Origin of the sequence: Micromonospora citrea, from assembly GCF_900090315.1 — a bacterium.
In the GTDB taxonomy this organism is placed as follows: Bacteria; Actinomycetota; Actinomycetes; order Mycobacteriales; family Micromonosporaceae; genus Micromonospora; species Micromonospora citrea.
On record NZ_FMHZ01000002.1, the window covers coordinates 2,298,293 to 2,325,108 of the forward strand.

A 26,816-nucleotide genomic window follows, 5' to 3' on the forward strand; every position below is an offset into this window, starting at 1 on the left:
GTCCAAGATCGACGACCGGATCGGCCGATATCCGCCGCGATATCGGGCCAGCTCAGGGCGGCGGAATCCCGGCGTCCGGGTGGAAGGAATTCAGTCGCCGCGCAGCGCCTCGACGGCGACGCGGGCGGCCTCGCCCATCGCCAGGTCGACGTCGATGCGGCGGGTGGCGAGCTGCGCGGCGCGGGCGAAGACGGCGACGGCGTACCGGCCGCCGTCGGGGTATTCGGCGACGCCGGCCTCCAGGTGCAGCCCGGGCAGGGTGCCGGTCTTGCCGGCGACCCGCACCCCGGGCGGGAAGCCGGCGGCCAGCCGGGTCCAGAAGAGCTGCCGGCCCATCCAGCCCCGGACCATCGCGCACGCCTCGGGCGGGCCCGCCTCGTCCCGCCAGATCAGCCCCAGCAGCCGGGTGATCTCCCGCGCGGTGCTCGACGTGGTGTGCGCCGGGTCGAACATCCGCATCGCACGGACCCGCTCCACCGGCAGGGTCGGGAAGATCCGGGCGAAGTCGGCCTCGGTACGCGCGCCGACGTCCGCGAGCATCATCTCGACCAGCTGCCGGGGCCCGCCGACGATCCGGGTGCGCGGCAGCCCCAGCTCGGCGGCGAGCATCGGCAGCACGTCCGCCCCGACCCGGCGCAGCAGCAGGTCGGCGGCCGTGTTGTCGCTGACCGACATGGCGAAGTAGGCGAGGTCCCGCAGCGACACCTCGGCGTCGTCGGCGCAGCCGGCGATCCCCCACCCGCCGAGCCGGTCGTCGGCGGTCACCAGCACCCGCTCCTGCGGGTCGAGCTGGCCGGCGACGACCTGCCGCGCGAACTCCAGCACCAGCAGGATCTTGAAGATCGAGGCGATGACCACCTGCTCGTCGGCCCCGACCGCCACCTCACGCCGGCGCGCCCCCGCGTCGTCGTCGACGGCGTCGAGGTCGACGACGTGCAGGCAGCCGCTGACCCCGACCCGTGCGAACATCTGCCCGATCCGCTGCGTCACCACGACGGGCACGGTAGCCGCCGCCCGCCGCCGGGCGCTGGCGTAGGGTCCGGCCGTGGACCTGCTCCGGCATCTGCGGCACTTCGTGGTGGTCGCCCGCGAGCTGCACTTCGGGCGGGCCGCCGAGCTGCTCGGCATGGCCCAGCCGCCGCTGAGCCAGTCGGTGCAGCGCCTGGAGCGGGAGCTGGCCGTCGAGCTGTTCGACCGGTCCCGCCGCCAGGTGCGCCTGACCACCGCCGGTCAACTGCTGCTCGGCGAGGCCGAGGAGCTGCTCGCCGGGGAGGGCCGGCTGCGCAACCTGATGCGCCAGGTGCGCGAGGGGGTGTCGGGGGTGCTCCGGGCGGGGGTGCCGCCGGAGACGCCCGCGGTGACGCTGCGCGAACTGCTCGACCGGCTGGCCGACCGGGCGCCCGGGCTGGACGTGGACCTGCACGAGCTGACCAGCGGCGAGCAGGAGCGGATGCTGGCCGAGGGCCGGCTGGACGTCGGCCTGCTGCACCACCCCGTCGCCGACGACGGGCTGCGCCTCGGCGCCGCCGTCGACGTACCGCTCGGGGTGCTGCTGCCGCGTGCCTCGCCGCTGGCCCGGGACCGCGAGGTGGAACTGGCGGCGCTGGCGGGCCTGGACCTGGTGACCGCGCCCCGGGCCACCGCGCCCGGCTGGCACGACCACCTGCTCGACGTCTGCCGCCGGCGCGGGTTCACGCCGGGGCGGGTCCGTCCGGCGCGCAACCCGGAGTTCCTCTTCGGGCTGGTGCTGGCCGGCGGCGGGGTCGCCGTCGAACCGGCGGCGACGGCCCGCCGGGAGCCCCGGATCGCCTGGCGGCCGATCGCCGGGGCGCCGCTGGTCAAGCGCACCTCGGCGGCGTGGCCGCGGCGCGGCGCGCACCCGGCCGCGCCGATGTTCGGGCAGCTCGCGGCGGAGGTGCTGGCCGACGGGCCGGCGCCCCCGGCGCCGCCGCCCGTGCCGGCGCCCCGGCCCTGGCCGGTGCTGTTCGACGAGCCGGCCTGAGGCCGGGATCACCGGTTGGAAGGCCGCCCCCCGGGGGTACGCCAGGGGGACGCCCGGCCGGGCGTGGAAGCGCTTCCGCGCGCCCGGCTCCGTGACGACCGGCGAAGGAGCCCCGATGGCGAACGCGATTCCCGACATCTCCCTGAACGACGGCAACACCATCCCGCAGCTCGGCTTCGGGGTCTACCAGATCGACCCGAAGGACACCGTCGCGGCGGTCCGCAAGGCCCTGGAGGTCGGCTACCGGCACATCGACACCGCCGAGATGTACGGCAACGAGGCCGAGGTGGGCCGGGCGATCCGCGAATCCGGCGTGGACCGCGACGAGGTCTTCGTGACCAGCAAGCTCAACAACGGCTTCCACCGGCCCGACGACGCCCGCAAGGCGTTCGAGTCGACCCTGGCCGCGCTGAGGATGGACCACGTCGACCTGTTCCTCATCCACTGGCCGCTGCCCACCCTCTACGACGGCGACTTCGTGGCCACGTGGAAGACGCTGGAGGAGTTCCGGCGCGACGGCCGGGCCCGCTCGATCGGGGTGTCGAACTTCCAGGTGGCGCACCTGGAGCGGCTGGCCGCCGAGGCGGACACGGTCCCGGCGGTCAACCAGGTGGAGGTGCACCCCTACTTCGGCAACGAGGAGGTGCGCGCCTACGGCCGGGCGCACGGCATCCCGACCGAGGCGTGGTCGCCGATCGCGCAGGGCAAGGTGCTGGGCGACCCGACCGTCGTCGACGTCGCCGAGCAGGTGGGCCGCACGCCCGCCCAGGTGGTGCTGCGCTGGCACGTGCAGCGCGGCGACATCGTCTTCCCCAAGTCGACCACCCCGGAGCGGATCGAGGAGAACTTCCGGATCTTCGACTTCGAGCTGGACGACACGGCGATGGAGCGGATCACCGGGCTGGACCGGGGCGAGGCCGGCCGGCAGGGCCCGAATCCGGACACCTTCGACTACGTCCCCGCGTGAGTCTTCCTCGGTGACGCGGCGGCTACGGCGTGCTGCCCTGGTGAGCCGCTGGCCCGGTCGCTCCCACCTGCCCCCAAAAGACGGGAGCTGCCCGCGACCCTCCGGTCGCGGGCAGCCCCGCCGTGGAACGGGATCGGCCACGGCGGTCGTCCCGGCGGTGGACCTACCTCGTCATGACCACGTCGGCCGGGCGCTGCACCTTCACCTCGACGCCGTAGTCGAAGAGTTCGAGCGTGGCGGCGTACGTGCCGGTGTCGAGCCGACCCTTCAGCGTCGACTGCCACGTGCCGGTCAGTGCCACCTTCGCGACCCGGCCGTCGGCGCCCCGCGTGACGTCACCGGACGTGGTCGTCGAGCCGTCCTTGGTCTGCGCGGCGTACTCGAAGTGCAGGCTGCCGTCCGGCCGCTGCGTGACGGTCGCGTTCGCGTCCTTGAGCGCCCTGAACAGGGCGGCCGGGTCGGGCGCCGCGGCACCCAGCACCGCGTCCCCGTAGAGGGAGAACCGGTCGTGCTTGCCCGGGTACTGCCCGTAGCGCCCGTACGTCTCCCCCGGGCCCTCCTTGTCGGCCGGCGGCCGGCCCAGCGGCGGTTCCCCGCCGACGTACCTGGTGCCGTTGATCAGCAGTTCGGTCGTGACCGAGTCGTCCTGCGGCTGACGGACGTACCCGGTGGCGGTCCTCGGGTCGAACGCGCCCTCGTACGTCATCCTGCTCTGCCCCGATCCGGCGCTGGTCGTCAGGCGCATCCGGTAGCTGACGTTCTCGCTGGCCGTCACCGCGGCGACCAGCGCCATGCGGGGCGACTCGGCGGTGACGGCCGGAGGCCGCGCCGCCGTCGGCCCCGGCTGCCCGGCTCCCCCGCCGACCGTCAGCACGGCGGCGGTCACCCCGGCCAGGCCCAGCACACCCATGGCGTACGTCGCCCGCAGCAGCGCCGTCCGGCGGTGGTGGCGCCGGCTCGCCGCGCCGAGGACGTCCGCTGTCAGCGTGACGTCGGCGACCTCGCGGCGCATGCCGTCGATCAGCGTGCCTTCGATGTCAGTGCTCATCTCTACGCTCCATTCCAGGCCGGGGCGTCGTCGGCCGCCCAGGCAGCCGTGACCTCCCGGAGGCGGGACAGCCCCCGGGAGGTGGTGGACTTGACGGTTCCGATCGAGCACCCGAGCGTCTCGGCGGCCTCGGCCTCGCTCAACTGCTCCCAGTAGCGCAGCACCAGCACAGCCCGCTGGCGCGGCGGCAGCGCGGCCACCGCCTGGACGAGCGCCTGCCGCAGGTCCAGGGCGTCCGTGCCGTCGGAGCGGCCCGGCGGCTCCACGCTGGACAGCACCTCCGGCCGGCGCTTGCGGCTGCGCCACTGGTCGATCGCGAGGTGGTACATCGTGCGGCGCAGATATCCCTCCTTGTCGCCGCGCACCCGGTTCCAGTGCCGCATCATCCGTTCCAGCGCCGCCTGCAGCAGATCCTCGGCGGCGGTGCGGCTGCCGGTCAGCAGCACGGCTGTGGCCAGCAGGGCATCGCCCCGTTCAGCCACGAGGGTGTCCAACCCCTCGAAGCTCTTCCTCCAGCGCACGGGCTCTCCTTCCGTCGCCACCAAGGACGACGGGTCGGGCCGCGAGGTTGAGCGAGTTCGCGGATCAATCACGAAATTCTCCCGGGCGCCCGCGGCGCGTCCACCGCCCCGCAGGGACGCCGACGGGTCCGCGTCACGGGGCCGCGCCCCACGGGGCCGCCAGATCGGATCTCGCGGACCGCCGGGCGCGGTCTCGCGCCCCTCGGGTGGGACCGGAGCAACCGGGAGGAGGAACCATGGAGGCGCTGCGGCTCGCCGTGATCGTCGGCAGCACGCGGGAGGGGCGGGCGGGCGACAGCGTCGCCCGCTGGTTCTGCGACCGGGTGGAGCGCCACGACGGGCTGGCGGTCACGGTCGTCGACCTCGCCGACTACGACTTCCCCGCCGGCTACCCTGCGGAGCCGACCCCGGCGATGCGCGCGTTCGCCGAGCAGGTGGGGCGGGCGGAGGCGTTCGCGGTGGTCACCCCGGAGTACAACCGCAGCTTCCCCGCCTCGTTGAAACAGGCGATCGACTACGCGTACGACGAGTGGCAGGCCAAGCCGGTCGGTTTCGTGTCGTACGGCTGTGGTTCGGTCGGCCTGCACGCGGTCGACCAGCTCCGGACGGTCTTCACCGCCCTGCACGCCGTCACGATGCGCGACGTCGTCGGCGTGGACCTGCTCTGCGGCGAGCCGACGCCGCTGGCCGCCGACCGGCTGCGTCGGGCCGCCCGCGTCCTGCTCGACCAGTTGTGCTGGTGGGGCCTGACACTGCGCGACGGCCGCGCCGCGCGCCCGTACGTCTCCTGAAAGTTCGCGACGGAAGGTAGAGATCATGAGTAGACGCAGCACCGGCCCGGCCATCGAGGCCGAGGGCCTGACCCGGTCGTTCGGTGAGACCCGGGCGCTGGACGGGCTGGACCTCGAGGTGCCCGCCGGCACCGTCTACGGGGTGCTCGGCCCGAACGGCGCCGGCAAGACCACGGCGGTGCGGGTGCTGGCGACGCTGCTGCGCCCGGATGGCGGGCGGGCGCGGATCTTCGGCCACGACGTGGTCGCCGAGGCCGACGCCGTACGGGCCCGGGTCAGCCTCACCGGCCAGTACGCCTCGGTGGACGAGGACCTGACCGGGCTGGAGAATCTGGTCCTGCTCGGCCGGCTGCTCGGTCACCGCAAGCCGGCCGCCCGGGAGCGGGCCGACGGCCTGCTCGCCGCGTTCGGGCTGACCGAGGCGGCCGACCGGCAGGCCAAGAAATACTCCGGCGGCATGCGGCGGCGCCTCGACATCGCGGCCAGCATCCTCAACACCCCGGACCTGCTGTTCCTCGACGAGCCGACGACGGGCCTGGATCCGCGCAGCCGCAACCAGGTGTGGGAGATCGTGCGGGCGGTGGTGGCGCACGGCACCACCGTGCTGCTGACCACGCAGTACCTCGACGAGGCCGACCAGTTGGCCGGCCGGATCGCGGTGGTCGACCACGGCCGGGTGATCGCGGAGGGCACCCCGGGCGAGTTGAAGGCGTCGGTCGGGTCCGGCACCGTCCACCTGCGGCTGCGCGACGCGCACCAGCGGCCCGACGCGGAGCGGCTGCTGCGGGCGGTGCTGGACGTGCCGGTGCAGCTCGAACCCGACCCGGTGGCGCTGACCGCCCGGGTCGGCGGCGAGGGCAGCGACCTCGACGCCAGCGAGCAGGCCGCCCGGGTGCTCGGCGACCTGGCCCGCGCCGGCATCGTCGTCGACAACTTCTCCCTCGGCCAGCCGAGCCTGGACGAGGTCTTCCTGGCCCTGACCGACCATCCCGCCGTGCCGGCCGACGAGCGGGACGAGCAGCTGGAGGCAGCCCGATGAGCAGCAACGCCACCACCACGACCGGGCCGGCCCCGGCGGTCTACGTACCGTCGGCGGAGGCGCTGTCGACAGTCCTCGCGCCCGGTGCCCGGCCGGCCCGACCGACCCCGCTGTCGGCGTCGCTGACGTTCGGCTGGCGCGCCATGCTGAAGATCAAGCACGTGCCGGAGCAGCTGTTCGACGTGACGGCGTTCCCGATCATCATGGTGCTGATGTTCACGTACCTGTTCGGCGGCGCCCTCGCCGACAGCCCGCGCGACTATTTGCAGTTCTTCCTGCCCGGCATCATGGTCACCAGCGTCGTGATGATCACCATGTACACCGGCATCGGCCTCAACACCGACATCGAGAAGGGCGTCTTCGACCGGTTCCGGACGCTGCCGGTCTGGCGGCCCGCCGCGCTCGTCGGCATGATCTTCGGCGACGTGCTGCGCTACGTGCTGGGTGCCCTGGTCATCTTCGGCGTCGGACTGGTGCTGGGCTTCCGCCCCGACGGCGGGTTGCTCGGGGTGCTGGGCGGCATCGGCCTGCTGGTGGTCTTCTCGTTCGCGTTCTCCTGGGTGTGGACGTTCTTCGGCCTGGTCCTGCGCAGCGAGAAGTCGGTGATGGGGGTCAGCATGATGGTGCTGTTTCCGCTGACCTTCCTGAGCAACGTCTTCGTCGACCCGGCCACCATGCCCGGCTGGTTGCAGGCGTTCGTGAAGGTCAACCCGATCACCCAGCTGGTGGCGTCGGTGCGCGGCGTCATGTCCGACGCACCCGACGCGTCGGGCACGATGTGGACGCTGGTGTGGAGCGCCGGCTTCCTGCTGGTCTTCGGCACCCTCACCATGTACCGCTACAACCGCCGCTGACCCGGCCGGCGACGGGCACCGCCACCTTCGTGGCGGTGCCCGTCGCCGTCGCGTTGGCCCTGCTAGGAGTCGATCCGGACGGTGGCCGTGCCGCTGGCGGTGGCGACGCGTACCTGGGTGGCGTCGGCGGGGAGCAGGGCCGCGCCGCTCCCGGCGTCGTGCCACCGCCCGGCGCCGATCCGGTAGCTCAGCGCCGCGCCCTCGGCGACGACGAGGACACCCTGCCCGTCCGGCAGCCGCAGCCGCACCGGCAGCGGCGCCCTCCAGTCCACGAACCCGCTGACCGCCGGCTGCAACGGCGCGTCGCCGCGGGCGAGCAGGACGATCGCGCGGGCGGGGTCGTCGCCGTGCTGGACGGTCTGCAGCAGCAGCCGCCGACCGTCCGGGGTCGCCCCGTAGACGACCAGCAGCGGAGATTCCCCGTCCGTGTGTGGGCGGCCGACATCGATGTAGGCGGCGGCGAGCGCCTCGTGGGCGGTGTTGTCGACGCGGGCGGCAGGGTCGTCGCCCCAGACCCGTTCCGCGTCGGGCAGCGTGTAGGTGACCCGTCGCGGCTCGGGGCTGTTCTTCCCGTCGGGGAAGAGAATGTCGTCGGTGTTGGTGATCTCGACGGCCGTCGCCGTGTTCAGCGGCACCCCGACCAGGGCGACGGTCACCCTGTCACGCTGCGGCGGCACCGGCAGCACGGCGGCCCCGTCGCGGAACGTCACCCGCTGGAAGATGCGCTCGATCCGGCCGTCCGGGGCATACCGGAACGTCGGCGAGAACTCCACCGGATACCCGGCGTCGAGCACGACCAGCACGTCGCGGCGCGGCCCGAGCAGCACGGCCGCCGAGTTGCCGTCGTTGCCCTCGTTCATGCCGCGCATCGTCATGACCCGGGGGCCGCTGGCCGCCGGCTCGACGAACCCGGCGTAACCGATCAGGCGGTGGTTGCCCCGGTCGGACCCGGGACGGGTGACGGTGACCCGCTGCGCGACGTAGGCGGCGGGACCGGCCGGGGTGTTTCCCGCCCAGACCACGTGCGGCTCGCTCCCGGCGTCCGGCCTGCCCCCCTCGGACTCCATGCCCTCCGCCCGCTGCCGCCACGCCTGGCGGACCTGCCGCAGGTACTCCTCGTCGCCGGCCAGATCGCCGCGGGTGGGTGCGTCGAACAGCGGCGAGGCGACCTCTGCCGCCACCCCGCCGGTCCCGCTGTCCACGAAGTGGATCGCGCCGCCGACGGGTACCGCCAGCACGGCCGCGCACACCGCGGCCAGTACGGCCCGCCGTCGCCGCAGCCGGCGACGCCCACCCCGTCGCACGTCGTCGAGCAGGGTCGGCGGCCCGGCCAGGTCGTCGGTCACCCGGCGCAGGACGTCCCGCACGTCGTTGTCTTCGATGGTCATCGCGCACCTCCGGTGTCGGTCGGGACGGACAGGACGAGACTCGATCCGGCCAGCGCCTCCCGGAGGCGGGCCAGGCCCCGGGAGGAGTGGCTCTTCACCGCGCCCTCCGAGCAGCGCAGCGTGGCGGCGACGTCGGCGACCGACAGGTCCTCCAGGTAGCGCAGCACCACGGCGGCCCGCTGGCGGGGCGGCAGGGTACGCAGCGCCACGACGACCGCCTGGCGGAGCGCGATGTCGTCGGCGTGGTCCCGGGCGATTCCCTCGTTGTCGCCGAGTGCCTGCTCGGGTCGCCGGGACCGCCGCCGCCACCGGTTGATCGACCGGTTGACCAGGGCCCGCCGGGCGTACGCCTCCGGGACCGTGCGCACCCGGCGCCAGCGCACGTACATCTGCTCCAGCACCTCCTGGAGCAGGTCCTCGGCCGCGTGCCGGTCACCGGTCAGCAGGTAGGCCACCCGCAACAGCGCCACCGACCTCGTACGGACGAAGTCGTCGAACTCCGTGCCATGCGGATCTCGCATCTACCCTCCTGGTCTCTCGGTCAGCAAGACACCGCGGTGGGCCGCAGGGTTTACCGGCCTGTGCCGCCGAAGGCGCAGGCGCGCATTTCGGCGCCGGCCTCGCACGCCACCTGCGCCGGTCGGGGCGGGCGGCAGCGGGCTAGAGGCGCCAGGGCGGCGGGGCGGGCGGGAGGTAGCGGCAGGTGCCGCCGGTGGAGACGGTGTCGCGCAGGTGGGCGGCGAGCGCCGGGTGCCGGTCGTCGAGCTTGCGCAGCACGTCCCGGATGCGGGCGGTCACCGTCTTGCGGGCGCGTTCCGCCTCGTCGCCGAGGCGGCGGGTGCGGCCGGCCAGCCCGGCTGCGGCGCGCAGCTCGGCGAGCAGGGCCGCCCGCTCGGCGTCGAGGGCGGCCACCTTCGCCTCGTCGTCGCGCCCGGCGGCGCGGTCGATCTCGGCGTCCAGCCACTCCAGATGGCGCCGGTAGCGGGCCTTCGCCTCGTCGTCGAGGACCGGGTCGCCGCCCATCCGGCGGGCGGCGACGAGTTCCGGCCCGGCGGCCGGGTCGAGCAGCTCGACCGCCGGCACGTCGACGCCGGGCCGGGCCAGCAGCAGGTGCAGGTCGTGCAGGCCCTTGGCGTCGGGCAGGTGCACGACGGTGCCGGCGTAGGCGAGCTGCCAGACCGGGCCGTCGCGGCGGAACTCGTACGCCTCGACCGGCGGCTGCCCGACGACGGGCCCGGCGAGCGGAGTCGTCCCGGGCGGCCCCGGGACGGCCGGCGCGGGCGCGACAGCCGGCACGGACGTGACAGCCGGCTCGGACGTGACAGCCGGCTCGGACGTGACAACCGGCTCGGACGTGACAGCCGGCGGGGGCGACCCGGCCGACCGGGCGGCCACCTGGCGCATGCCGAGCGCGGCGGCGTCCCGGACGGCGGCGGCGCGCAGCGCGGTGGCCGCCGCCGTGTCGCCCGGGCGGTCGCGCCCGGTCAGCGCCTCCGCCAGCCCGACCCGGGCCAGCACGGACCAGGGCCGGGCGCCCATCGAGTCGGCGGAGTCGCGGGCCGCGGCGAAGCCCGCCACCGCGTCGTCCCAGCGCTGCTCCGCCGCGTCGACGGCGGCCAGCCAGTGGTCGACGGGGCCGCTGACGTCGCAGCCGAACAGCGCCGTGATCCACTGCCCCCGGTGTGGCCGCAGCGCCTCGCGGGCCTCGGCGCAGCGGTCGGGGTCGCCGGTGGCGGCGGCGACCTGGGCGCGCAGCCGCAGCCACAGCGGCGCGACCATCTGGCTGTAGCTGGTGCCGTCGGCCTCGATCCCGGCGGTCAGCCGCAGCGCCGTCGCGGCGTCGCCGCGCTCGGCCGCGGTGATGGCCCGGGCGACCCGCAGGTAGGGATGCTCGCCGGGATGCAGCCCGTCGAGCAGCAGTTCCGCCTCGTCGTGCCGGCCCTGCAGCAGCAGCCACGACCAGCGCAGGTGGTGGCCCATGAACGCGGACTCCGAGTGGCCCCACTCGGACAGCTCGTCCAGCTCGGCGAGCAGCTCGCCGGCGCGGGTGAAGTCGCCCTGGAACCCGGCGACGATGCCGTTGTCGATGGCCGCGCCGATCCGGTGCCGGGCCTCGCCCTCGCGGGCTCCGGCGACGAACGCGGTGAGCTCGTCGTGGTATCGCGGGTCGCCGAGTTCCAGCAGCGCCACCCAGCGCAGCGAGGTCGCCCAGAGCTGGGTCTCCCGGTCGCCGGTCCGGCGCGCCACCGCGCGGATCTCGGCGGTGAGCGCGGCCCGGTCGGCGGCCGTGCCGAGCCCCCAGGTGGTGTCGTGCCGGGCCCACAGGCTGAAGGTGAGCGCCTCGTCGTCCCGGCCCCGCCGGGCGAGCGACTCGGTGGCGGTGATCAGGTCGGCGACGAGAGTGCCGGCCGCGAGGGTGGCCGCCGGCTCGCCGATCAGCCGCCGGTACGCCTCCCGCAGCAGGCCGCCCGCGTCGAGGCTGCGCGTGGCGGCCGACTGGTGGCGGTGCCGGTGGACGGTGAGGGCGACGCGGGCCAGCACCACCGGGTCGTCGACCGACGGCGCCAGCGTGGCGGCCTCGGCGACGAGTCGGCGGGCCTCGGCGTTGTCGCCGCAGTGGTGCAGCAGCTGGCCCAGCTCGACCATGATCTTCACGCGCCGGGTCGGGTCGTCGGCGACCTCCAGCGCCCGACGGAAGTGGACGACCGCCTCGTCCATCGCCAGCCGGCCGCTCGCGTCGCGGGCCGCGGCCATCAGCAGTTCGGTCGCGCGGGCCGGCGCGAGCGCGTCACCGGCCAGGTGGGCGTGGCGGGCCAGGTCGGCGGGGATCAGCCGCTCGGCGAGCCCCGCCGAGCCTTCGACCGCCCGGACCACGGCGGCGTGCCGGGCCCGCCGGTCGTCGTCGGTGAGCCCGTCGTAGAGGGTCTCCCGGACCAGGTCGTGGGCGAAGGCGAAGCGGCCGCCGCCACGGGCCAGCACGAGGCGGGCGGTCACCGCGCGGTCGAGGAGCCGGTCGACCTGGGCCGCCGGGGCGCCCGCGCCGGCGGCGAGGACCTGGCGGTGGAACTCGCGGCCCAGCACGGCGGCCACGGCGAGCAGGTCGGCCACCGCCGGGGGCAGTTGGGCGAGCCGCCGCCGCACCGCCTCCCGTACGCCGGGCGCGATGGTGCTCACCTGGCCGTCGGCGCGCCACAGCCGGGCGGTCTGCTCGACGAAGAACGGGTTGCCGCCGGTGCGCCGGTGCACCTCGTCGACAAGGTCGACGCCCGGCTCGCGGCCGGCCGTGCGGGCCATCAGCGCGCCCGTCTCGTCGCGGGACAGGCCGGTGAGGGTGATGCTGGTCGCCTTGGCCACCAGCGGCATCAGCAGCGGACGCAGCGGGTGGTCGGCGGCCTCCACCTCGGCGTCGCGGTAGGTGCCGACCAGCAGCAGCCGCTCGAACCAGGTGTGCTGGGCGGCGAACCGGAGCAGCCGCATCGAGGCGGGGTCGGCCCAGTGCAGGTCGTCGAGGACGACCATCACCGGCCGGCGCTGGGAGACCGCGACCAGCGCGGCGGTCACCGCGTCGAAGAGGTCGAACTCCTCCCGCTCCGCCTGGTCGTCCCCACCGCCGCCGGCCGGCCCGCCGATCGCCTCGCGGATCGTCTCGCGGATGGCCCGGTCGGTCGCCGTGCCGGTCGTCTCGCCGAGCAGGGCGGCCAGGCCCGGCTCGGCGGCCTCCCGGGCCGCCGCCCAGTCCTCTGGCGAGCGGCGCATGCCGCGCAGCACCTGCACCCAGGGCCAGTAGCCGGGGGCGCTGTCGGAGTCCCAGCAGGCCGCGCCGAGCACCAGCGTCCCGCGCTGGCGTGCCTCCTTCGCGGCGGCGGTGACCAGCGTCGTCTTGCCGATGCCGGGCTCGCCGGCGACCAGGACGAGGCCGCCGTGGCTGGCGGCCGCCCGGTCGATCTCGGCGCGCAGCAGGCCCGCGGGGTGCTCCCGCCCGATGACGACCTCGCCGAACCGCGGCTCCATGACGCCTCAGACCGTAGCGGAACCGTCGGACATCCCGCCGCCGACCGCGCCCCGCGACCCCCGCGGCTACATCCGCGCCGCCGGCCACGGAACCGGTGCGGGGGCGGCGGCCGACTCCGACCGCGCGACCGCCGCCTCGCCGGTCGCGGCGAGCACCACGCAGGCGACCAGACGTACGCGGGGAGTGCGACTCGACGGTTTCCGGGTCCGGCCCGGTGTGGACGTGGGACCGTCCACCCGCTCCCGGATCGTCAGTGGGCGTCGGTGACGACGTGGGAGCAGGCGGCGCAGGCCGCGGCGCCCTGCTCGGCGTACCAGCGGCAGGTCCGGCGGATGGCGCAGCGGGGCAGGGCGGCCTCGCGGGTGCCGGCCGTCTCCCGGTAGGAGGCGACGAGGCGTTCGCCGAGGCCGCAGTGCTCGCCGGTCCAGAAGCCGCACTTCGCGGTGACGCACGGGCCGGCGAGCCGGTACGTGGACTCGACCGCCGTGCCCGGGGCGGCCTGGGCAAGGGCGACCTCGGCCGGGAGCGGCGGCGTGACGTAGGCGACCCGACCCGCCGGAGTGATCATGCCGAGGAACACCGTGGCGTTGGCCGCGGGGGTGCTCGGGCACATCCGCTCCGGCGGGTCCGGCCGGTGGACGGGGTCCGTCACCGCTGCATCCAGAAGCCGAGGTCGTTGATCTTCTGGCCGAGCTCCTCGGCGAACGGGCCGTCGATCAGCCACAGCCCGTACCACTCGGGGCGGAGCTTGATGTTGGCGTGCCCGACGGCGAGCGGGTTGGTCAGCTTGCTGCCGGCGACGGAGAGCGCGTTGAGGCCCGCCTTCTGGATCTCGCCGGCGATCAGGCTCTGCTGTTCGGTGGTCAACTCGACGCCGTCGACGACGAATCGGAACTCGCTGCGTGCCATGTCCTACCTCCGATGGTCAGTACGCTCGGTCCGCAGCCCGCGCCGCAGACTCGCCCTGGTGAATGCCGCCCAGCCGGACCGGGAGGCGGGGTCGGTCGCGTGCCCGGCCCGGCGTACGCGCTCCCGCCAGTCGGTGGCGTCGGCGCCGCGCTGCCCCCACAGCTCGCGGCAGGCGGCGACCGCGAACGCGACCTGCTCCGCCGAGCCGGTCCAGCCGGCGGGGCCGTCGGTCACCCGCAGCGCGCCGCCGGCCTCGACGCGGACCGACGGGAAGTGGTGGTGCAGGCTGGCGAGGGTGGCCAGGTGGGCGGCGTCGGCCCGGCCGGCGGCGAAGGCGTCCCGCGTCTCGTCGTCGCGGCTGACCCGGATCGCGTGCAGCGTGAACGCGTCGCCGTCCGCGCTCACCGTGCCCTCGACCTCGACCGGCGTGCTCCAGCTGCGGGGCGAGTTGGCCGACCAGAAGGCCAGCCAGGCGTCGAGGCGTTCGTGGAGGTCGGCCTGGAAGCGGGCCGGCCCGCCGGCGAGCCGTGCCGTGGCGATCCGGTCCCGGGCCAGGAGCGGCGGGGCGGCTCGCGTCGGGGACGGGCCCCCGACGGGTGCGGTCGGTGGCGCGGCGTGTGCGGCGCTCGCCCCGGCGACGGTGACCGCCGAGGCCGCGGCGGCGCCGAGCAGGATCCGTCGCCGGGACAGTGAGGTGAGGGAATCGGTCATGGCTCGCCTTTCCTGGACGGCCTTTGCCTCGCCACGCTATCGATCGCCGTTGATCAGGAGAACCGTCGTTCTATCGGCAGGGCGACAGGAATCGCGGTGATCGACGGCGGCGCGGATCGCGGCCTTGTGCCATCGGTCGGCTTTGCGCCCGCAGCGGGTCGGATGCCTGTCTCTCCCCCCGTGCGTCCGCGCTGTCGAGCCGCCCCACCGCCGGGCCGCCGCCGACCGTCCGCCGCCGGGACCCGCCGCACGCGGCGCCATCCGTCGACGGCCCGCCGCGCCGCCGGCCGGCGGTGGCGACGACTAGCGGCCGGCGGATCGGGTACGCGCGGCGCATGGGTAGCCACAAGGAGAACAAGCACGATCCCGGCGGCGAGTCGGCGCGTGGCCGACGACATCCCGGCAGCGGCGCCCGGGGCCACCAGGGCTCGCCCGTCGAGCACTCGCCGAAGGCGCGGCACCTGCGCACGGCGACCGGATCCGCGGGCACGGAACGCGACCAGGGGCGGGCGAAGGTCGAGGGCGCCGGGCGGGTCCAACGACGGGGAACGAGCTGAGCCCGGCACGTCAGCGACGCCTCGGCGAGGTGTGACGGCGTGCCGAAGTTCCCCGTGAAGCCGACCTGCATGGTCGCCGGGATCAGAGGGTCGACCACCGACGGCGGCAGCAGACGCGCGAGGAAGCTGGTGCGGGGCGGCCGGTTCGAGCCGGACGGCCCCGCCGAGTTGCGCGGCGGGCCGACGTCGGGGCGGCGGGTGACGCGGAGCCAGCACAGAAATCGATGACCGCTATCAATGTTTTGCCAGTAATATTGAAGTGAATCAATTAGTGTCGCTAGCATCGTCACCATGCGCGCCCGAAGCGTCACCACCGTCGCCGCCCTCGCCGGGCTGCTGAGCCTGCTCGCCGTCGGCACCGCCCGGGCGGACGACGCCCCCGCGCTGACCACCCCCGGCAGCCCCGTCGTCGTCACCAACGAGCCGCACCACCTCACGCTCGCCTGGGCCCCGTCGGCGTGGGCGGGCGAGCCGGCCGGCGAGGAGCCGATCACCTACGAGGTGCGGGCGCAGCTCGGCCCCCACGTCTACCGCGCCCTCGGCACCACCACCGCGACCACCCTGACGCTGACGAACCTGGCCCCCGGCAGCGAATACCGGCTCGTCGTCGGCGCCTACACACTCGGCGGCTACTCCGACCCCTCCCCTGTCACGCCGGTGCGCACCGCGTACGGGCGGGCGAAGGTCAGCTACCGCAACGTCGACTGGTCACCCACGGACAACCAGATCCAGCACGTCCTGCAGGTGGCAAACACCGGCAGCGTGCCGCTCGACCTCGCCACCGTGCGGGTGCGTTACCACCTGACCTTCCAGGGCGGCAACACGTCCCTGGTGCCGAACTGCGACTGGGCGGCGGTGGGCTGCGACCAGGTCGGACGCTCCGTGACGTTCTTCCCGCCGCCACTGCCGCCGTCGCCGCCGGCCGGCGGCACGCCCACCCCGACGCCCACCCACCACCCGCTGCCGGGCACGCCCGTCCCCGGGTGGGTCGAGCTGACCTTCACCGGTGGGATCCTCGCCCCCGGCGCGTCCACCGGCCCGATCCACCTGCGCCACCACCGGCCCGACTGGACCGGCGTCGACGAACGGGACGACCCGAGCTGGCGCGCCGCGACCGGCCAGTGGATCGACAACAGCCGGATCACCCTCGACGTCGACGGCGTACGCGAGTTCGGCGACACCTACGCCTGACCGTGTCACCGCCCGTCCGCCGACGCCGCCCCGGCCAGCAGCGCGAGGATCGTCTGGTTCGCCTCCCAGCCGTCCGGGAACTTGACCGGCACGTCGAGGTGCACGATCTCCGTCGACGGGTGCGCGTCCAGCAGTTCGCCGATCCCCGCCCGCGCCACCACCACGCACGCGTGCCGGTGCCGGGACGTCAGCACGCAGAGCCGCCCCGACTCCAGGTGGAACGCCGTCGCGTCCCGCCGCCCCGACAGCGGGTGCAGCACGATCGTCACGTCGTACTCCCGGCCCTGGAGCCGGTTGGCGGTGTCGACGGTGATGCCCGCCCCGGCCTCGCCCAGGTGCGCGCGGATCGCCGCGACCTGGTCGCGGTGCGCGGCTCCGACGGCGATCCGGTCGGCGGTGACCGGCGCCCCGGCCGGCGCGTGCTCGGAGACGGCGACCGCGCCGCGCCGCAGCACCCGCAGCGCCAGCGCCGCGCACGCGGCGGTGGCGTCGGCATCGGTACGCAGGGTGTGCCCGGCCGGCAGCTCGTAGAGCGCCCAGCCCGTGCGGGCGGCGAGATTTACCGCCTCGTCGACCGCGTCCCCCGGGCCGGCCTCGGTGAACGTCAGCACCCGGTCGTCGGGACCGGTGCCGGCGCGGAACCCGGTGAACGGGTAGAACGCCGCCGCGACCACCGGCGCCGCCGACGCGGGCAGCCGCCACGACACCGGCAGCCGGTGCACCGGCAACCCCGGGTTGTGGCGCAGCAGCACCGCCACCGCCGACTGCATCGGATCCCAGGTCAGGCCCGTCCAGCGCGCCGTCTCGACGGTCGAGAACGGGTCGAGCTGGCCGGGATCACCCACGAACAGCGCCCGCTCGAACCTGCCGGCCACGCGCAGCAGCGCGTCCGACCGCATCTGGTACGCCTCGTCCACGATCGCCCACGGCCAGAAGCCCTCGGCGACCGTGGCCCACTTCGCGGCCGTACCGATGATGACGGCCGGGCCGCCGAGGTCGGCGACCTTCGCGGCCACCCGTACCGTCTCGTGGCCCCGCACCCGCTCCGACGGCCGGTAGTCGCCGGCGGAGAGCCGGCCGATGCGCAGCTCGGGCGCCTTGCGGGCCAGGCGGTCGATCAGGTCGTCGACCTGCTCGTTCGTCTGCGCGACGATGATCAGCGGCTCACCGGCCGCGGCCAGCTCGACGGCGGCGCGCACCACCAGGGTCGACTTGCCGGCCCCCGGCGGCGAGTCGACCACGACGCCGCGGTGTGCGCCGGAACGCAGGTCGGCCAGCACGGCCGTGACGACCCGCTCCGCCTCGACCGCCGGCGGCACCTCCAACCCGGCCCGCATCGATCCCACCTTCCCCACGAGGTCTACGGGACCCTACGCCAGCCCGACGACGCGCGGCGGACGGCGGGGCGGCGGACGGCGCGTCCGGGCCGGCGGGAATGCGGAAACCGACCGCTGGCCGGCGGCGACAGGCACTAGCGTGAGCGGTGGGCGGAGGCGGGTGCCGCCGCCGTTGGCCGACCATGTCGATCATGGGGGTGCCGATGCGGGGGCCGAAACGCGGTCCGGCCTGGGCGGCCCAACTGTGGCTACGCCAGCGCCGGCGCCGGTGGCGGACCCGGCGGGAACGCCGGACCGAGCGCGACCGCCGCCGGCGCACCGACGAACGGGGCAACGTCAGGGTGCGGTGGCGGTACCGCCGCTGGCTGCGATGGACGATCGTCGCCGGCGCCTTCGCGTTCCTCGGGTGGGCCGCCCTCTCCGTGATCCTGACGGTCCTCGACATCGACCCCGTGCGCGTGTCCGGGTGGTGCGGCGGGAAGGGCCCGCGAGCCTACTACTGCGGGCAGGTGATCGGGTTCGTCAAGCCCCTGCTGGGCGCGGCGTTCGGACTCGCGGTCTTCTACTACTGGCGATACATCCCGGTCCGCCGCTGGTACCGGCAGAACGTGCTGCGCAACAGCCGGATGGTGCTGCCCAGCGCCGAACGGGGTCTCGACCCGGCCGACGTCGTCGGCCGTGACGAGCTGTGCGAGCTGTTGATCCAGCGACTACGCGACCGGGCCACCCGACGGCCGCTGCTGCTGGTGGGCGGCATCGGCACCGGCAAGACGGCCACCCTGGCCCGCCTCGCGGAGCGGCTGATGACCATCAAGGTCGTGCCGGTCGGGGTCGACCTGCGGACGGTCAAGGACCCGGAGAAACTGAACTTCCACCAGCTCGCCCTCGAACAGTTCGGGCGCACCATCGACACCCGGCTGCGCGGGGCGGGCGAGGCCGACCGGATCTGGCGCAGGCTCTGGCTGGAGAACCGCATAGTGGTGCTCGCCGACGGCCTGGAGGAGACCCTCGCCGAGGCCGACCAGCCCGCCGCCGACCGGGACAGCGTGCTCCGGGAGGCCATCCGGGCCGCGGTCCGGGAACAGCTCCCCCTGGTGATCGCGTCGCGCCCCGACGACCCGCTGCGGGGCCTGGACGCGCTGCTGCTGCAACTGGAGCCGCTCGGCGAGGGAGCCGCCCTCGAATACGTGCAGGCCCACAGCCGCCGCTCGGGTACGGAACACCGGTGGGACCGCATCACCGAGCTGGTCAAGGCCGCCGATGTCGCCGACTCCCCGTTCTACCTGCGGATCATCGGTCAGCTCCACGAGGTCGACCGCCTCGACAACGTCAAGGCGGCCGACCCGGGCCGGGCCACGCTGCGCTGGCGCCTGCTGGAGGAGTGGCGGGCGGCCGTCGTCGCCGGCGACCTGTACGAGGACTACGGCCTGCCGCAGACCGAACGGTCCGACGCGATCGAAGTGCTCTCCGCCCTCGCCTGCATCGGGTTGCGCGACAACCGGCAGTTCGTCCGCACGACGGAACTGACCGGCGGCGGTGCGCCCCTCGGCGACGGCCGGCGGCGGATCCTGCGCGAGCTGAAGAAACGGCTGCGGAAACTCGACGCCGACAACCTGCAGGACATCGGGCTCGCCGAGACCACCGGCGACGCGCTGAACATCGTGGCGAAACGCGTCGACGGGGTGCGCTTCCAGCACGGGGTGATCCAGGCCTACCTCGGCTCGCGCTTCCTCGCCGCCGCCATGCGCGACGACGGCTTCCTCGACCGCGCGTTCACCCGCAACGCGGGTCCGGGGCGCGAACTGCTCTCCGCGCTCACCCTGCACGCCGGCCGCGCGGACGCGGGCGAAGGGCGGGGCGAGCGGTGGAAACCGGGCGGCCGGCCCGGCGAGCTGCGCCGCCTCGCCGACGCCGCCCGCGACCAGGTGGGGCTGACCCGCTGGGAGCCGAAGACCACCCGGAGCCGGCCGTCCGCTCTCGTGCGGCGCCTCTGCGACGAGGCGAGAAGGACGCCGAACCGCACCCGGGCGCTGGAGATGTTCGCGGCGGCGCTGGAGATGGACGCCGCCGCCGGGCACACCTCGCATCGCGCGCTGGCCGACGCCGTCCGCGGGGCATGGCACCACTATCAGGGCGACGGGAGCGTCACCGACCGCCCCCTGGAGGACGCGAAGATCGCCCTCGTGCGGCGCTTCGGCGACGCCGCCCGGCAGCTCGGGGCCCGACCGCCCGAACCCGTCGGGCTCCGCACGCGACGGCCGACACCGCAGTACCAGCAGCTGTTCCGGATGATGGCCGGGGAGGGCTCGTACCTTCCCCGGCTGGCCGCGGCCCGCGCGATCGCCGCCGGCGGCAACGCGGCCGTCCGGGAGCTGGGTGAGCTGCTCGCCGAACCGCCGCAGACGGCCGACACCCCGCAGCGACAGCGCCTGGAGGAACTGCGGACCTGGATCGCGCCGGCGCTGTTCCTGCACGCCGACGACACGCCGACCCCCGACGGAACGACCTGGCGACACGAGGCCCACCAGAACCTGCGACGCTGGGTGCGCCACCTGGCCGGCGACGCCTCCGACGGCGCCCGCCTCTACGAGATCACCCTCGCCCAGGGCTTCCGCCTGGCGGCGAACTGCCGCGTCTACCCCGCACACCGCAGCCTGCTGATCGAGGAGGCCGAGAAGGCGCTGCGGCACTCCCGGTTCTGGTATTCGCACCTGGTGCTCATCCAGGCGCTGACCCTGCTGGCGCTGCCCCGCGACCCCGCGGAGACGCTGCGCGAGCGGGGCCACGGATCGGACCCGCGCGGCCTGGTCGAGTTCTGGATCTCGATCGCCGGCGGCGCGGACGCCGCCCCGTCTCCCGGCAGCAGCACCGAGCACCCGCTCGTCCGCAGGGTCGCGGACCTGTGCGTCGAGGCGCTCGTCGACCGCCACCCCGAACGGCGCTGCTGGATCGACGAGCGGGAGATCGTCGGACGGGTGGGCGCGGTCAGCCCGCAACCCGGCATCCGCCGGCTCCAGGACACCTGGCTGCCACCCTCGCACGGCTGGGCGGTGCTGGAACCGCGGGCCCAACGGCTGCTGGCCGACGTGATGCTGCTGCTCAACCTCGCTGACCGGGGCCACGACGACGACGAGCGGGCACGCCGGCTCACCCGGGCCAGCCGGCCCGAACTGCCGCCGTGCCTCACCATCGACCGCACCGCCATGCGGGTCACCCTCAGCCGCCGCCAGGCCCACGACGTCCAGCCGGGCTCCACCTGCATCGACGACTGCGCGTTCCGGCTGTGCCCGCTGCCGCCGAAGGGCGACGAGCTGCGCTACCAGATGGACGAGGTCTTCTGCGCCCACCAGATCGACCTCGTCGGGCACTGGTTCCGCCCGTCCAGACGGGCCGACTGGCAGGCGGTCAACCGCGACGACCTGCGGACGTTCTGGCACGAGATGTCCGAACGGATGGCCCCCGCCTGGCGGAAGTGAGCCCCCTCCGATCACGCCCCCGGCCGGCGGCGTCGCCGGCGCGCCCCTCCTCCCGCCGCCCGCCCAGCCACGTCGGGCGGTTCGGCCGCCGGCCGGAGGGCCCGACAGGCGTGTTCGCGCCGCGAGCGGGTACCCGCGCTGGGCTGCGCGAGCGTGAGGAAGGCAGGTGCCGACGTGGCGAAGTTCCTGATCAGGGCGACCTACACCAGCCGGGGCATCGCCGGGTTGGGCAAGGAGGGCGGTACGGCTCGCGCGGAGGTGGTCCGGGCGCTGATCGAGAACTCCGGCGGTCGGGTGGAGTCGCTGTACTTCGCGTTCGGCCAGTACGACCTGTACGTGGTGGGCGAGGTGGCGGACAACGCGACCGCCGCCGCGCTGGGCATCGCCGTCCGGTCGGCGGGCGGGGTGGAAGCCACAGTCGTCCCGCTGCTGACCCCGGAGGAGATCGACACGGCAGCCAGGATGCCGGTCACCTACCAGCCACCGGGCGGGTAACGTGGACTGCCGACTCGACGGAGAGGGTCACGGGCTCACGGCATCCCGGCCACGGGGTGTCACGGCATCCCGGCGACCTTCTGCCGGTGGGCGCGCAGCGCGGCGACGTCCGGCCGGTCCACCGTACGGGCCGGCAGACGCAGCTCCTCACCGTGCCACCGGGCGTAGTGCGCGGCGTCCTCCCTGACCCGGACGCGGAGCTGGTCGTCGACCCAGATCAGGCCGCGGTCGAAGAGGTTGTGCACGTCGGCCCGGAGCAGCAGTCCGTTGGTCACCCGGTTCGTGGCGGGCCCGTCGTAGGGCGAGATGTGGGCGGCTTGGAGGGCGGCCTCGGTGTCGCAGCCGGTGACCGCGCACCGCCCCCCGTACGCCTCGACGAGCCTGCGCCGGAAGTCGGCCTGGCCCTGGCGGGCGGTCACCTCGGCGAGCCGGCGGCGACGCCCTTCGGACAGTGCGTCGGGCTCCGACGACGGACCCGCTCCCAGCGCATCCGTGAGCCCGTCCAGCTCCCACGCGCGCATTTCCCGCACGCCGCGCACGGAGCCGGCGGACACCACATGCGCGGCCCTGTCGTTTCCGAGCAGGTGCCGACTCAGTTCGGCGTTCCACCGGATCGCTACTCGCCACTCCAGCCCGCTCCCGGTAGGCCGCTGGTACGGGTCGCCCCAGGCGATGCCGGAGGCGACAAGGCGAGGCGCCGGCTCGGGGGCGCATGCCCAGATTCGGTCGCCGGCCGCCATCCGGTGATAGCCGGAGGAGAGCCGCCAGTCGAGCGGGGTGTGGCTGTGGAAGAGCTCCCGGACGTCCCCCGACAGTTCGCTGCCGCTTTCCTCGACCGGGAAGATCCAGTCGGTTGTGCCCCTGTGCCGGCGGAGGACCGCATCGGCGAGTTGCTGGTTGTGCCCCCGAGCGTGCAGGGTCCGAGACCGAAGCAGTGGTTCGGTGAGGGCGCGGGCGGCGAGGACGATGCGATCGTCCGCGAGCGCCGCGAGCAGGTCGTCGACACTACCGGCGAGGAGTTCCTGGTCAGGCCCGGCATCAACGTAGTCCGACGGCCATCTGGTAAGCGCCGGATGAGTCGTCTGCAAGCCTGCGTGCGTCCAGTGCTCGACGAGCACCGAACTGCGGACGACCAGGAACCCCTCGACCCGGGCATCCCTGGTCGGGTTGGCCGGTTCGTGCAGCACGAACGTCTCCATCGTCTTCATGGAGACCGCCGAGAGTCGCGGCGGATTTGTCCTCGTGCCAGGCAGGCACGAGAGCGCCCAGTACTCCCGCTCGGTCGTCGCCGCATCGGGCACGACCGCGTCGAGATAAGCGCGGTTGGCCATCACCACCGCGTCGAAGTACGGGCTGTCCATCAGCCGATCGAAGCGGCTCGCGACATCGGAGACGGCCGGCCGCCCGGGCAGCAGCCGGTTGAACCGCGGTCTGAGCCCGGTAAGCAGGGCGTCCTTGAGCGCCTTGGGGTCGCCCGTCTCCCGCCACCTGACCTCGCACCGCCCGAGCCACGCGGCGACCTCGGCTGTGGTCGTCTGCCTGCCCAGGTCATCGTCGAGCATCTCGCCGACCTGCTTGTGCAGCACCGACGAGCCCCGGCCGCCCCCGAGGTGCGCCCTCAGCCGTTCCCGAAGGGTCCGACCTGTCTCTCCCACGTAGACGATCTCGCCATGGAGGATGACGACGTGAGCCCCGGGCGCAAGCGGCGCCCGCGCGACCGTTTCCCGCGTGAACGGCAGCGGCTCGGTGAACGCGGCAAGCAGAGTGTCGAGGGCGGCGTCACGCATCCGTGGATGCTACAGACATCGGCGCCCCGCCGGCCGTCCAGCAAAGAGTCCCACCGGCCGCCCGCTCCCAACGTTCGCGGCCACGCGCTCTCAGCGATCGCGGCCACGCGGTGAAGCAGCGCGTCCAGTCCATCAAGCCCGAGGCCTAGCTTCGCACGGCGAGATGGGTCATCGGCGGCGGGGCATCTCATCCGGTACCAGTCCGAATGCAAGAATCGCCGATGGCCCTGCCGATCATTGAGGAGGCGGCGTGCGCTTCAACTACCTCATGACGGACCACCCAGCCTGGCACACGAACGACGATGGCATCCATCGCCTGGTGACGACCGACGGTGGAGCAGCGCGCCTACTCACGGTCCGCGACCAACTGATCACCGATCGGGCCGTGTCCGGCGAAGGGCCGCGACCGATCATCGACACGTTCCCTTCCCCGTCGACAGCACAACCGCAGGCCGCACCGATCCATGGCTCACTGGCAGAACTGGGAACAGTGGCTCGACTGCGCAACCCGAGTCTGTGGGATGCGCTGGCAACGGCGATCGTCCGGCAGGTCATCCGGGCCGGACAGGCGCGTCGGCTGTATCGCGAGTTCTGCATGCGCTTCGGCCCCGGGGTCGCGCTATCCGATGAGACGGACATCCACGCTTTCCCATCCCCCGACCGTGTGCTAACTCTGAGCGATGACGACTTTACCCACTGTGGTATGGCGTTCAAGCGGCGCCCGCTGCGGCACGCGGCGCGAGCCTTTCTCGCTCATGGCCCGACCTGGTCGAACCTGTCCCCCTCGGTACTGGTCAAGGAGCTTCAGACCATCCCCGGGATCGGCCCGTGGAGTGCCGGTGCGGCAGTCGCCGACTGGAGCAACGACTGGGCGCTCTACCCCTACGGCGACCTGGCGGTCCGCACCTGGGCGCGGCGGGCGAACCCGGACCATCCCTGGCCGAGTGACGAACCATCGTTCGTTCGGACGTGGCAGCGGGTGACCGGTGACGACCTCGCCACGTACACCCTGCTCACCCTCGCCCTCGGTTGCCGACGCAACGGATCCGTCTAGCTTTCCGATCCTCGGCGCCCGGCCGGGCTCACCGCTCGACCTGCTACTGGTCAACGCCCCGCTACGCGACTACGACCTGCGCCCCCGCGTCAACGATTTCACCCTGCCCGTACTCGGGATGGGCTACATCGCTACCTACGCGGCCGCCCAGGGTTTCCGCGTAGGCGTGCTCGACGGCGAGTGCCTGGGGCTGGGTGTCCGCCGGATCTGCGACGTCATCAACGAGGCCGCGCCGCGTTGGGTCGGCTTCAACCTTCTGGCTCCGACCTACGATCTCAGCGCACGTATCGCTGCCCGGCTCGATCCGGCGATCAACATCATGGTCGGTGGTCACCAGGCAAAGGCGATGCCCGCCACGGTCATCAACGATCCCCGGTTTGGCCGCCTGGAGGCCCTCGTCCTCGGCGAGGGCGAGACGCGGGTCGCGGAGCTGCTCCACGAACACCAGCGTCGCTCGCGGCTGCCGGGAGTCATGTGGCGCGACCCCGTCCTGCGCACGCCGGTGGCCGGAGACAGCCCCGGCTCGAAGCGGCATCTCGCCCCGGACATCAACGGCCTACCATTCGTCGACCGGCGCTACTTCGCCGCCGACCCCTATCGCCCGAGTGGCGGCCCCTTGGAGGCCGCCATGGTGGGAGCCCGCGGCTGCCCTTACGACTGCTCGTTCTGCGGGGCTGCCGTGAGCGCGAATCCCGATGTCACGATCCGCACCAGGGATCCGGAAAACATCATCGCCGAGATGGATGCGGTACACGCCCGATACGGAGTCACCGCATTCCGCTTCGTCGACGATCTATTCCTCGGCTACGAACGGTTCATCCGTCGGTGCATGGCAGCCTTCGGCGCAGCCGCGGTTGGCAGCCGATACGTCTGGGACGCGACCGGACGAATCAATGTCCTCGCCCGGGCGGACGACGTACTGCTGGAGAGCCTCGCCGGAAACGGCTGCCGGGAGGTGGCGCTCGGCATCGAATCCGGCAGCGCCCGGGTGCTCGGCCACATCGGTAAGCGAATCAACCCGGAACTGACCCGGCAGGTGGTCCGCCGACTCACCCGACTCGGTATCAACGTCAAGGGCTACTTCATCCTTGGCCTGCCCACGGAGACCCGGGCCGAACTCGACGCCACCGTCCAGCACGTCTACGAGCTGTGGGATCTCGCCGACAGCCAGCCTGGATCCTTCCGAGCCAGCGTGTTCGAGTTCCGCCCATATCCCGGAACTCCGGAGTGGCACCGGCTGCTGGCCACCGGCCGATACGACGCGGCGCAACTGCTGAACTACGACGCGATCGACCTCACCGGCGAAGGATTGGACGAAGCCATGCGCGAACGCGACGAGTTCAACTTCTCGGTAAATCTCCAGTTCGGAGAGGTCGAGCTGTCGTACGTACGGCGAAAACTCGTCGAGCTGGCCCGCGCCCAGCACGGCCGGTCGGCGTCGCGATGAGTGGCAGGTTCATCGTCGTCGACGGCCCGAGCGGCGTCGGGAAGACCACGATCACCGCGCTCCTGGCGGACAGCCTGGCCGCCGAGGGCTGGCTGGTACATCCAACGAAGGAGCCCACCCGCACCAGGCTGGGCCAGACCGCACGGTACGGAACCGATGACTACCACGGTTTGACCCTGGCCTGTCTCGTTGCCGCCGACCGCTATCAACACCTGGAGACCGAGATCCGGCCGGCGCTCGCCGCCGGGCAGATCGTTCTCTGCGACCGGTACCTCGCCACGTCACTGGTGTTGCAGCGACTGGACGGAGTCGATCCGACGTTCATCTGGGACCTCAACAGCCTGGCCGACCGACCCGACCTGACCATCGTCCTCACGGGCGACCCGAACCGATCGCGCAGCAGGGCCGCCGCACGGGGCATCCACAGCAGATTCCACCGTGGCGGGGTGGACGCGGGGCGACGCGAGATGGAGCTGTACGTCGAGGTCTCGGCCGAGCTGAGCGAAGCCGGATTTTCCGTGCACGTCCATGATGTCGGCACGCAGTCACCGGGCGAGGTTGTCGCCGCGCTCCTCGACCCGGTCCGGGCGCTGCTCGGCCACGGCGGCGACGCTCAGGCCCTCACTGGCAGCGACGCGCGGATCAGCGAGTCGTAGGTCTCCGTGGTCCGCTCCAACTCCACACCGAGGGAGCGGGCGAACCGATCGAGATCGCACTGCACGTCGTCGGCCGGACGGGGTCCCGCGACCATCACCTCGATCTCGAAGAAAGCGCCGAGGCCGCGCACCTCGTCAAGGCAGAGCGACATCTGCCCGAGCCGTGCCGTGCGTCGCGTCTTCACGATCCGCACCGTCGGGTAGAAGCCCATCGCCAGGATCGCCTCGTGCATCTGGTCCCGGACGAGCACCTCCGTCTCGTGCTCCCGACAGGCCAGCTCGTTGGCCAGCGGCTTCTTGACGCAGAAGACGTGCCGCCCGTTCTCGGTGCGCAGCCGGGCGAACGCGGCACCCGCCTTGCTCTGGCCGTAGCTCCAACCGACCGCCGCGTACGCCTGGTCGTCCTGGTGCACCGGCTCCGAGAACGTCGCTCCTCGGGCTTCGATCGCGTCAACCAGCGTGTCCGGGTCGCCGACCCGGTACTTGACCTCGATCTCCCGGAGCCCGTCGGTCATCACATCTCCATGGCGGCACGGTCGTCGACCAGGTCACTCAACCACAGGGCCGGGCCGTT

Annotated in this window: 24 protein-coding genes; 12 read left to right on the forward strand and 12 right to left on the reverse strand. The window is 73.6% G+C overall.

Annotation, left to right across the window (positions count from 1 at the left end; all coding sequences use genetic code 11):
• Positions 1–90: 90 nt before the first annotated feature.
• A complete protein-coding gene (locus GA0070606_RS10470) occupies positions 91–993 on the reverse strand; it encodes a serine hydrolase (protein ID WP_245724639.1) in 903 nt (300 codons plus the stop codon).
• A 52-nt stretch (positions 994–1,045) separates the two neighbouring features.
• Between GA0070606_RS10470 and GA0070606_RS10475 the strand changes: the two genes are divergently transcribed.
• Both GA0070606_RS10475 and GA0070606_RS10480 read left to right on the forward strand, forming a co-directional pair.
• Positions 1,046–2,002: a LysR family transcriptional regulator gene (locus GA0070606_RS10475; protein WP_091097212.1), complete on the forward strand. Its 957-nt coding sequence runs from the start codon at positions 1,046–1,048 to the stop codon at positions 2,000–2,002.
• Between the two features lie 115 nt (positions 2,003–2,117).
• Positions 2,118–2,969, forward strand: a complete 852-nt coding sequence (locus GA0070606_RS10480) for an aldo/keto reductase (protein WP_091097214.1) — start codon at positions 2,118–2,120, stop codon at positions 2,967–2,969.
• Between the two features lie 163 nt (positions 2,970–3,132).
• Here the strand turns inward: GA0070606_RS10480 and GA0070606_RS10485 are convergent, their stop codons facing one another.
• Both GA0070606_RS10485 and GA0070606_RS10490 read right to left on the reverse strand, forming a co-directional pair.
• Positions 3,133–4,017, reverse strand: coding sequence for a hypothetical protein (locus tag GA0070606_RS10485; protein ID WP_091097216.1), 885 nt, complete (start codon positions 4,015–4,017; stop codon positions 3,133–3,135).
• Between the two features lie 2 nt (positions 4,018–4,019).
• Entirely contained in the window at positions 4,020–4,538 is a 519-nt protein-coding gene (locus GA0070606_RS10490) for a SigE family RNA polymerase sigma factor (protein ID WP_245724640.1), read from the reverse strand.
• 236 nt (positions 4,539–4,774) lie between these two features.
• Between GA0070606_RS10490 and GA0070606_RS10495 the strand changes: the two genes are divergently transcribed.
• The 3 genes from GA0070606_RS10495 to GA0070606_RS10505 are packed head-to-tail and all read left to right on the forward strand — an operon-like array spanning position 4,775 to position 7,222.
• On the forward strand, positions 4,775–5,329 hold the full coding sequence (locus GA0070606_RS10495) for an NADPH-dependent FMN reductase (protein WP_176737292.1): 555 nt from the start codon (positions 4,775–4,777) through the stop codon (positions 5,327–5,329).
• Positions 5,330–5,354: 25 nt separating this feature from the next.
• Positions 5,355–6,368 (forward strand): ATP-binding cassette domain-containing protein, encoded by a 1,014-nt coding sequence (locus GA0070606_RS10500; protein WP_091097222.1) that lies wholly within the window; start codon positions 5,355–5,357, stop codon positions 6,366–6,368.
• A complete protein-coding gene (locus tag GA0070606_RS10505; RefSeq protein WP_091097224.1) occupies positions 6,365–7,222 on the forward strand; it encodes an ABC transporter permease in 858 nt (285 codons plus the stop codon). Before GA0070606_RS10500 ends, GA0070606_RS10505 begins: the two co-directional genes overlap by 4 nt.
• Before the next feature lie 62 nt (positions 7,223–7,284).
• On the opposite strand, the gene GA0070606_RS10510 is transcribed toward GA0070606_RS10505, so the two are convergent.
• The 6 genes from GA0070606_RS10510 to GA0070606_RS10535 all read right to left on the reverse strand — a co-directional run bounded on the left by GA0070606_RS10510 (position 7,285) and on the right by GA0070606_RS10535 (position 14,242).
• On the reverse strand, positions 7,285–8,610 hold the full coding sequence (locus tag GA0070606_RS10510) for a hypothetical protein (RefSeq protein ID WP_091097226.1): 1,326 nt from the start codon (positions 8,608–8,610) through the stop codon (positions 7,285–7,287).
• A complete protein-coding gene (locus GA0070606_RS10515; RefSeq protein WP_091097228.1) occupies positions 8,607–9,131 on the reverse strand; it encodes a SigE family RNA polymerase sigma factor in 525 nt (174 codons plus the stop codon). The genes GA0070606_RS10510 and GA0070606_RS10515 overlap by 4 nt, the downstream gene beginning before the upstream one ends.
• Positions 9,132–9,270: 139 nt before the next feature.
• Positions 9,271–12,621, reverse strand: a complete 3,351-nt coding sequence (locus GA0070606_RS10520) for an ATP-binding protein (RefSeq protein ID WP_091097229.1) — start codon at positions 12,619–12,621, stop codon at positions 9,271–9,273.
• A 251-nt stretch (positions 12,622–12,872) separates the two neighbouring features.
• The gene (locus GA0070606_RS10525; protein WP_245724641.1) at positions 12,873–13,274 is read right to left on the reverse strand and encodes a hypothetical protein; all 402 of its coding nucleotides are present in this window, start codon (positions 13,272–13,274) and stop codon (positions 12,873–12,875) included.
• Positions 13,271–13,531 carry a hypothetical protein gene (locus GA0070606_RS10530; protein WP_091097231.1) on the reverse strand — a complete coding sequence of 87 codons (261 nt, stop codon included), beginning with the start codon at positions 13,529–13,531 and terminating at the stop codon, positions 13,271–13,273. Before GA0070606_RS10530 ends, GA0070606_RS10525 begins: the two co-directional genes overlap by 4 nt.
• Positions 13,532–13,534: 3 nt before the next feature.
• On the reverse strand, positions 13,535–14,242 hold the full coding sequence (locus GA0070606_RS10535) for a hypothetical protein (protein ID WP_091097233.1): 708 nt from the start codon (positions 14,240–14,242) through the stop codon (positions 13,535–13,537).
• 335 nt (positions 14,243–14,577) lie between these two features.
• Between GA0070606_RS10535 and GA0070606_RS10540 the strand changes: the two genes are divergently transcribed.
• Both GA0070606_RS10540 and GA0070606_RS10545 read left to right on the forward strand, forming a co-directional pair.
• Complete coding sequence (locus tag GA0070606_RS10540) at positions 14,578–14,799, forward strand: hypothetical protein (protein ID WP_091097235.1); 222 nt, start codon at positions 14,578–14,580, stop codon at positions 14,797–14,799.
• Positions 14,800–15,090: 291 nt separating this feature from the next.
• The gene (locus GA0070606_RS10545) at positions 15,091–15,990 is read left to right on the forward strand and encodes a cellulose binding domain-containing protein (RefSeq protein ID WP_091097237.1); all 900 of its coding nucleotides are present in this window, start codon (positions 15,091–15,093) and stop codon (positions 15,988–15,990) included.
• Between the two features lie 5 nt (positions 15,991–15,995).
• Here the strand turns inward: GA0070606_RS10545 and GA0070606_RS10550 are convergent, their stop codons facing one another.
• The gene (locus GA0070606_RS10550; protein ID WP_091097239.1) at positions 15,996–17,327 is read right to left on the reverse strand and encodes an AAA domain-containing protein; all 1,332 of its coding nucleotides are present in this window, start codon (positions 17,325–17,327) and stop codon (positions 15,996–15,998) included.
• A 191-nt stretch (positions 17,328–17,518) separates the two neighbouring features.
• Here GA0070606_RS10550 and GA0070606_RS10555 point away from each other — a divergent pair, with 191 nt between their 5' ends.
• Both GA0070606_RS10555 and GA0070606_RS10560 read left to right on the forward strand, forming a co-directional pair.
• Positions 17,519–20,803: an NACHT domain-containing protein gene (locus tag GA0070606_RS10555; protein ID WP_176737293.1), complete on the forward strand. Its 3,285-nt coding sequence runs from the start codon at positions 17,519–17,521 to the stop codon at positions 20,801–20,803.
• A 174-nt stretch (positions 20,804–20,977) separates the two neighbouring features.
• Positions 20,978–21,298, forward strand: a complete 321-nt coding sequence (locus GA0070606_RS10560) for a GYD domain-containing protein (protein ID WP_091097243.1) — start codon at positions 20,978–20,980, stop codon at positions 21,296–21,298.
• A 59-nt stretch (positions 21,299–21,357) separates the two neighbouring features.
• Here GA0070606_RS10560 and GA0070606_RS10565 read toward each other — a convergent pair whose 3' ends face one another.
• Positions 21,358–23,085: an HNH endonuclease gene (locus GA0070606_RS10565; RefSeq protein ID WP_091097246.1), complete on the reverse strand. Its 1,728-nt coding sequence runs from the start codon at positions 23,083–23,085 to the stop codon at positions 21,358–21,360.
• Between the two features lie 250 nt (positions 23,086–23,335).
• Here GA0070606_RS10565 and GA0070606_RS10570 point away from each other — a divergent pair, with 250 nt between their 5' ends.
• From GA0070606_RS10570 to tmk, 3 genes are read left to right on the forward strand one after another with little or no spacing between them, the layout of a single operon-like run.
• Entirely contained in the window at positions 23,336–24,139 is an 804-nt protein-coding gene (locus tag GA0070606_RS10570) for a DNA glycosylase family protein (RefSeq protein ID WP_245724642.1), read from the forward strand.
• Positions 24,072–25,586 carry a B12-binding domain-containing radical SAM protein gene (locus GA0070606_RS10575; RefSeq protein WP_245724643.1) on the forward strand — a complete coding sequence of 505 codons (1,515 nt, stop codon included), beginning with the start codon at positions 24,072–24,074 and terminating at the stop codon, positions 25,584–25,586. The genes GA0070606_RS10570 and GA0070606_RS10575 overlap by 68 nt, the downstream gene beginning before the upstream one ends.
• On the forward strand, positions 25,583–26,242 hold the full coding sequence (gene tmk / locus GA0070606_RS10580; RefSeq protein ID WP_091097250.1) for a dTMP kinase: 660 nt from the start codon (positions 25,583–25,585) through the stop codon (positions 26,240–26,242). Before GA0070606_RS10575 ends, tmk begins: the two co-directional genes overlap by 4 nt.
• On the opposite strand, the gene GA0070606_RS10585 is transcribed toward tmk, so the two are convergent.
• Positions 26,200–26,757 (reverse strand): class IV adenylate cyclase, encoded by a 558-nt coding sequence (locus GA0070606_RS10585; RefSeq protein WP_091097252.1) that lies wholly within the window; start codon positions 26,755–26,757, stop codon positions 26,200–26,202. The two genes, tmk and GA0070606_RS10585, sit on opposite strands and share 43 nt — an antisense overlap.
• Between the last annotated feature and the right edge of the window lie 59 nt (positions 26,758–26,816).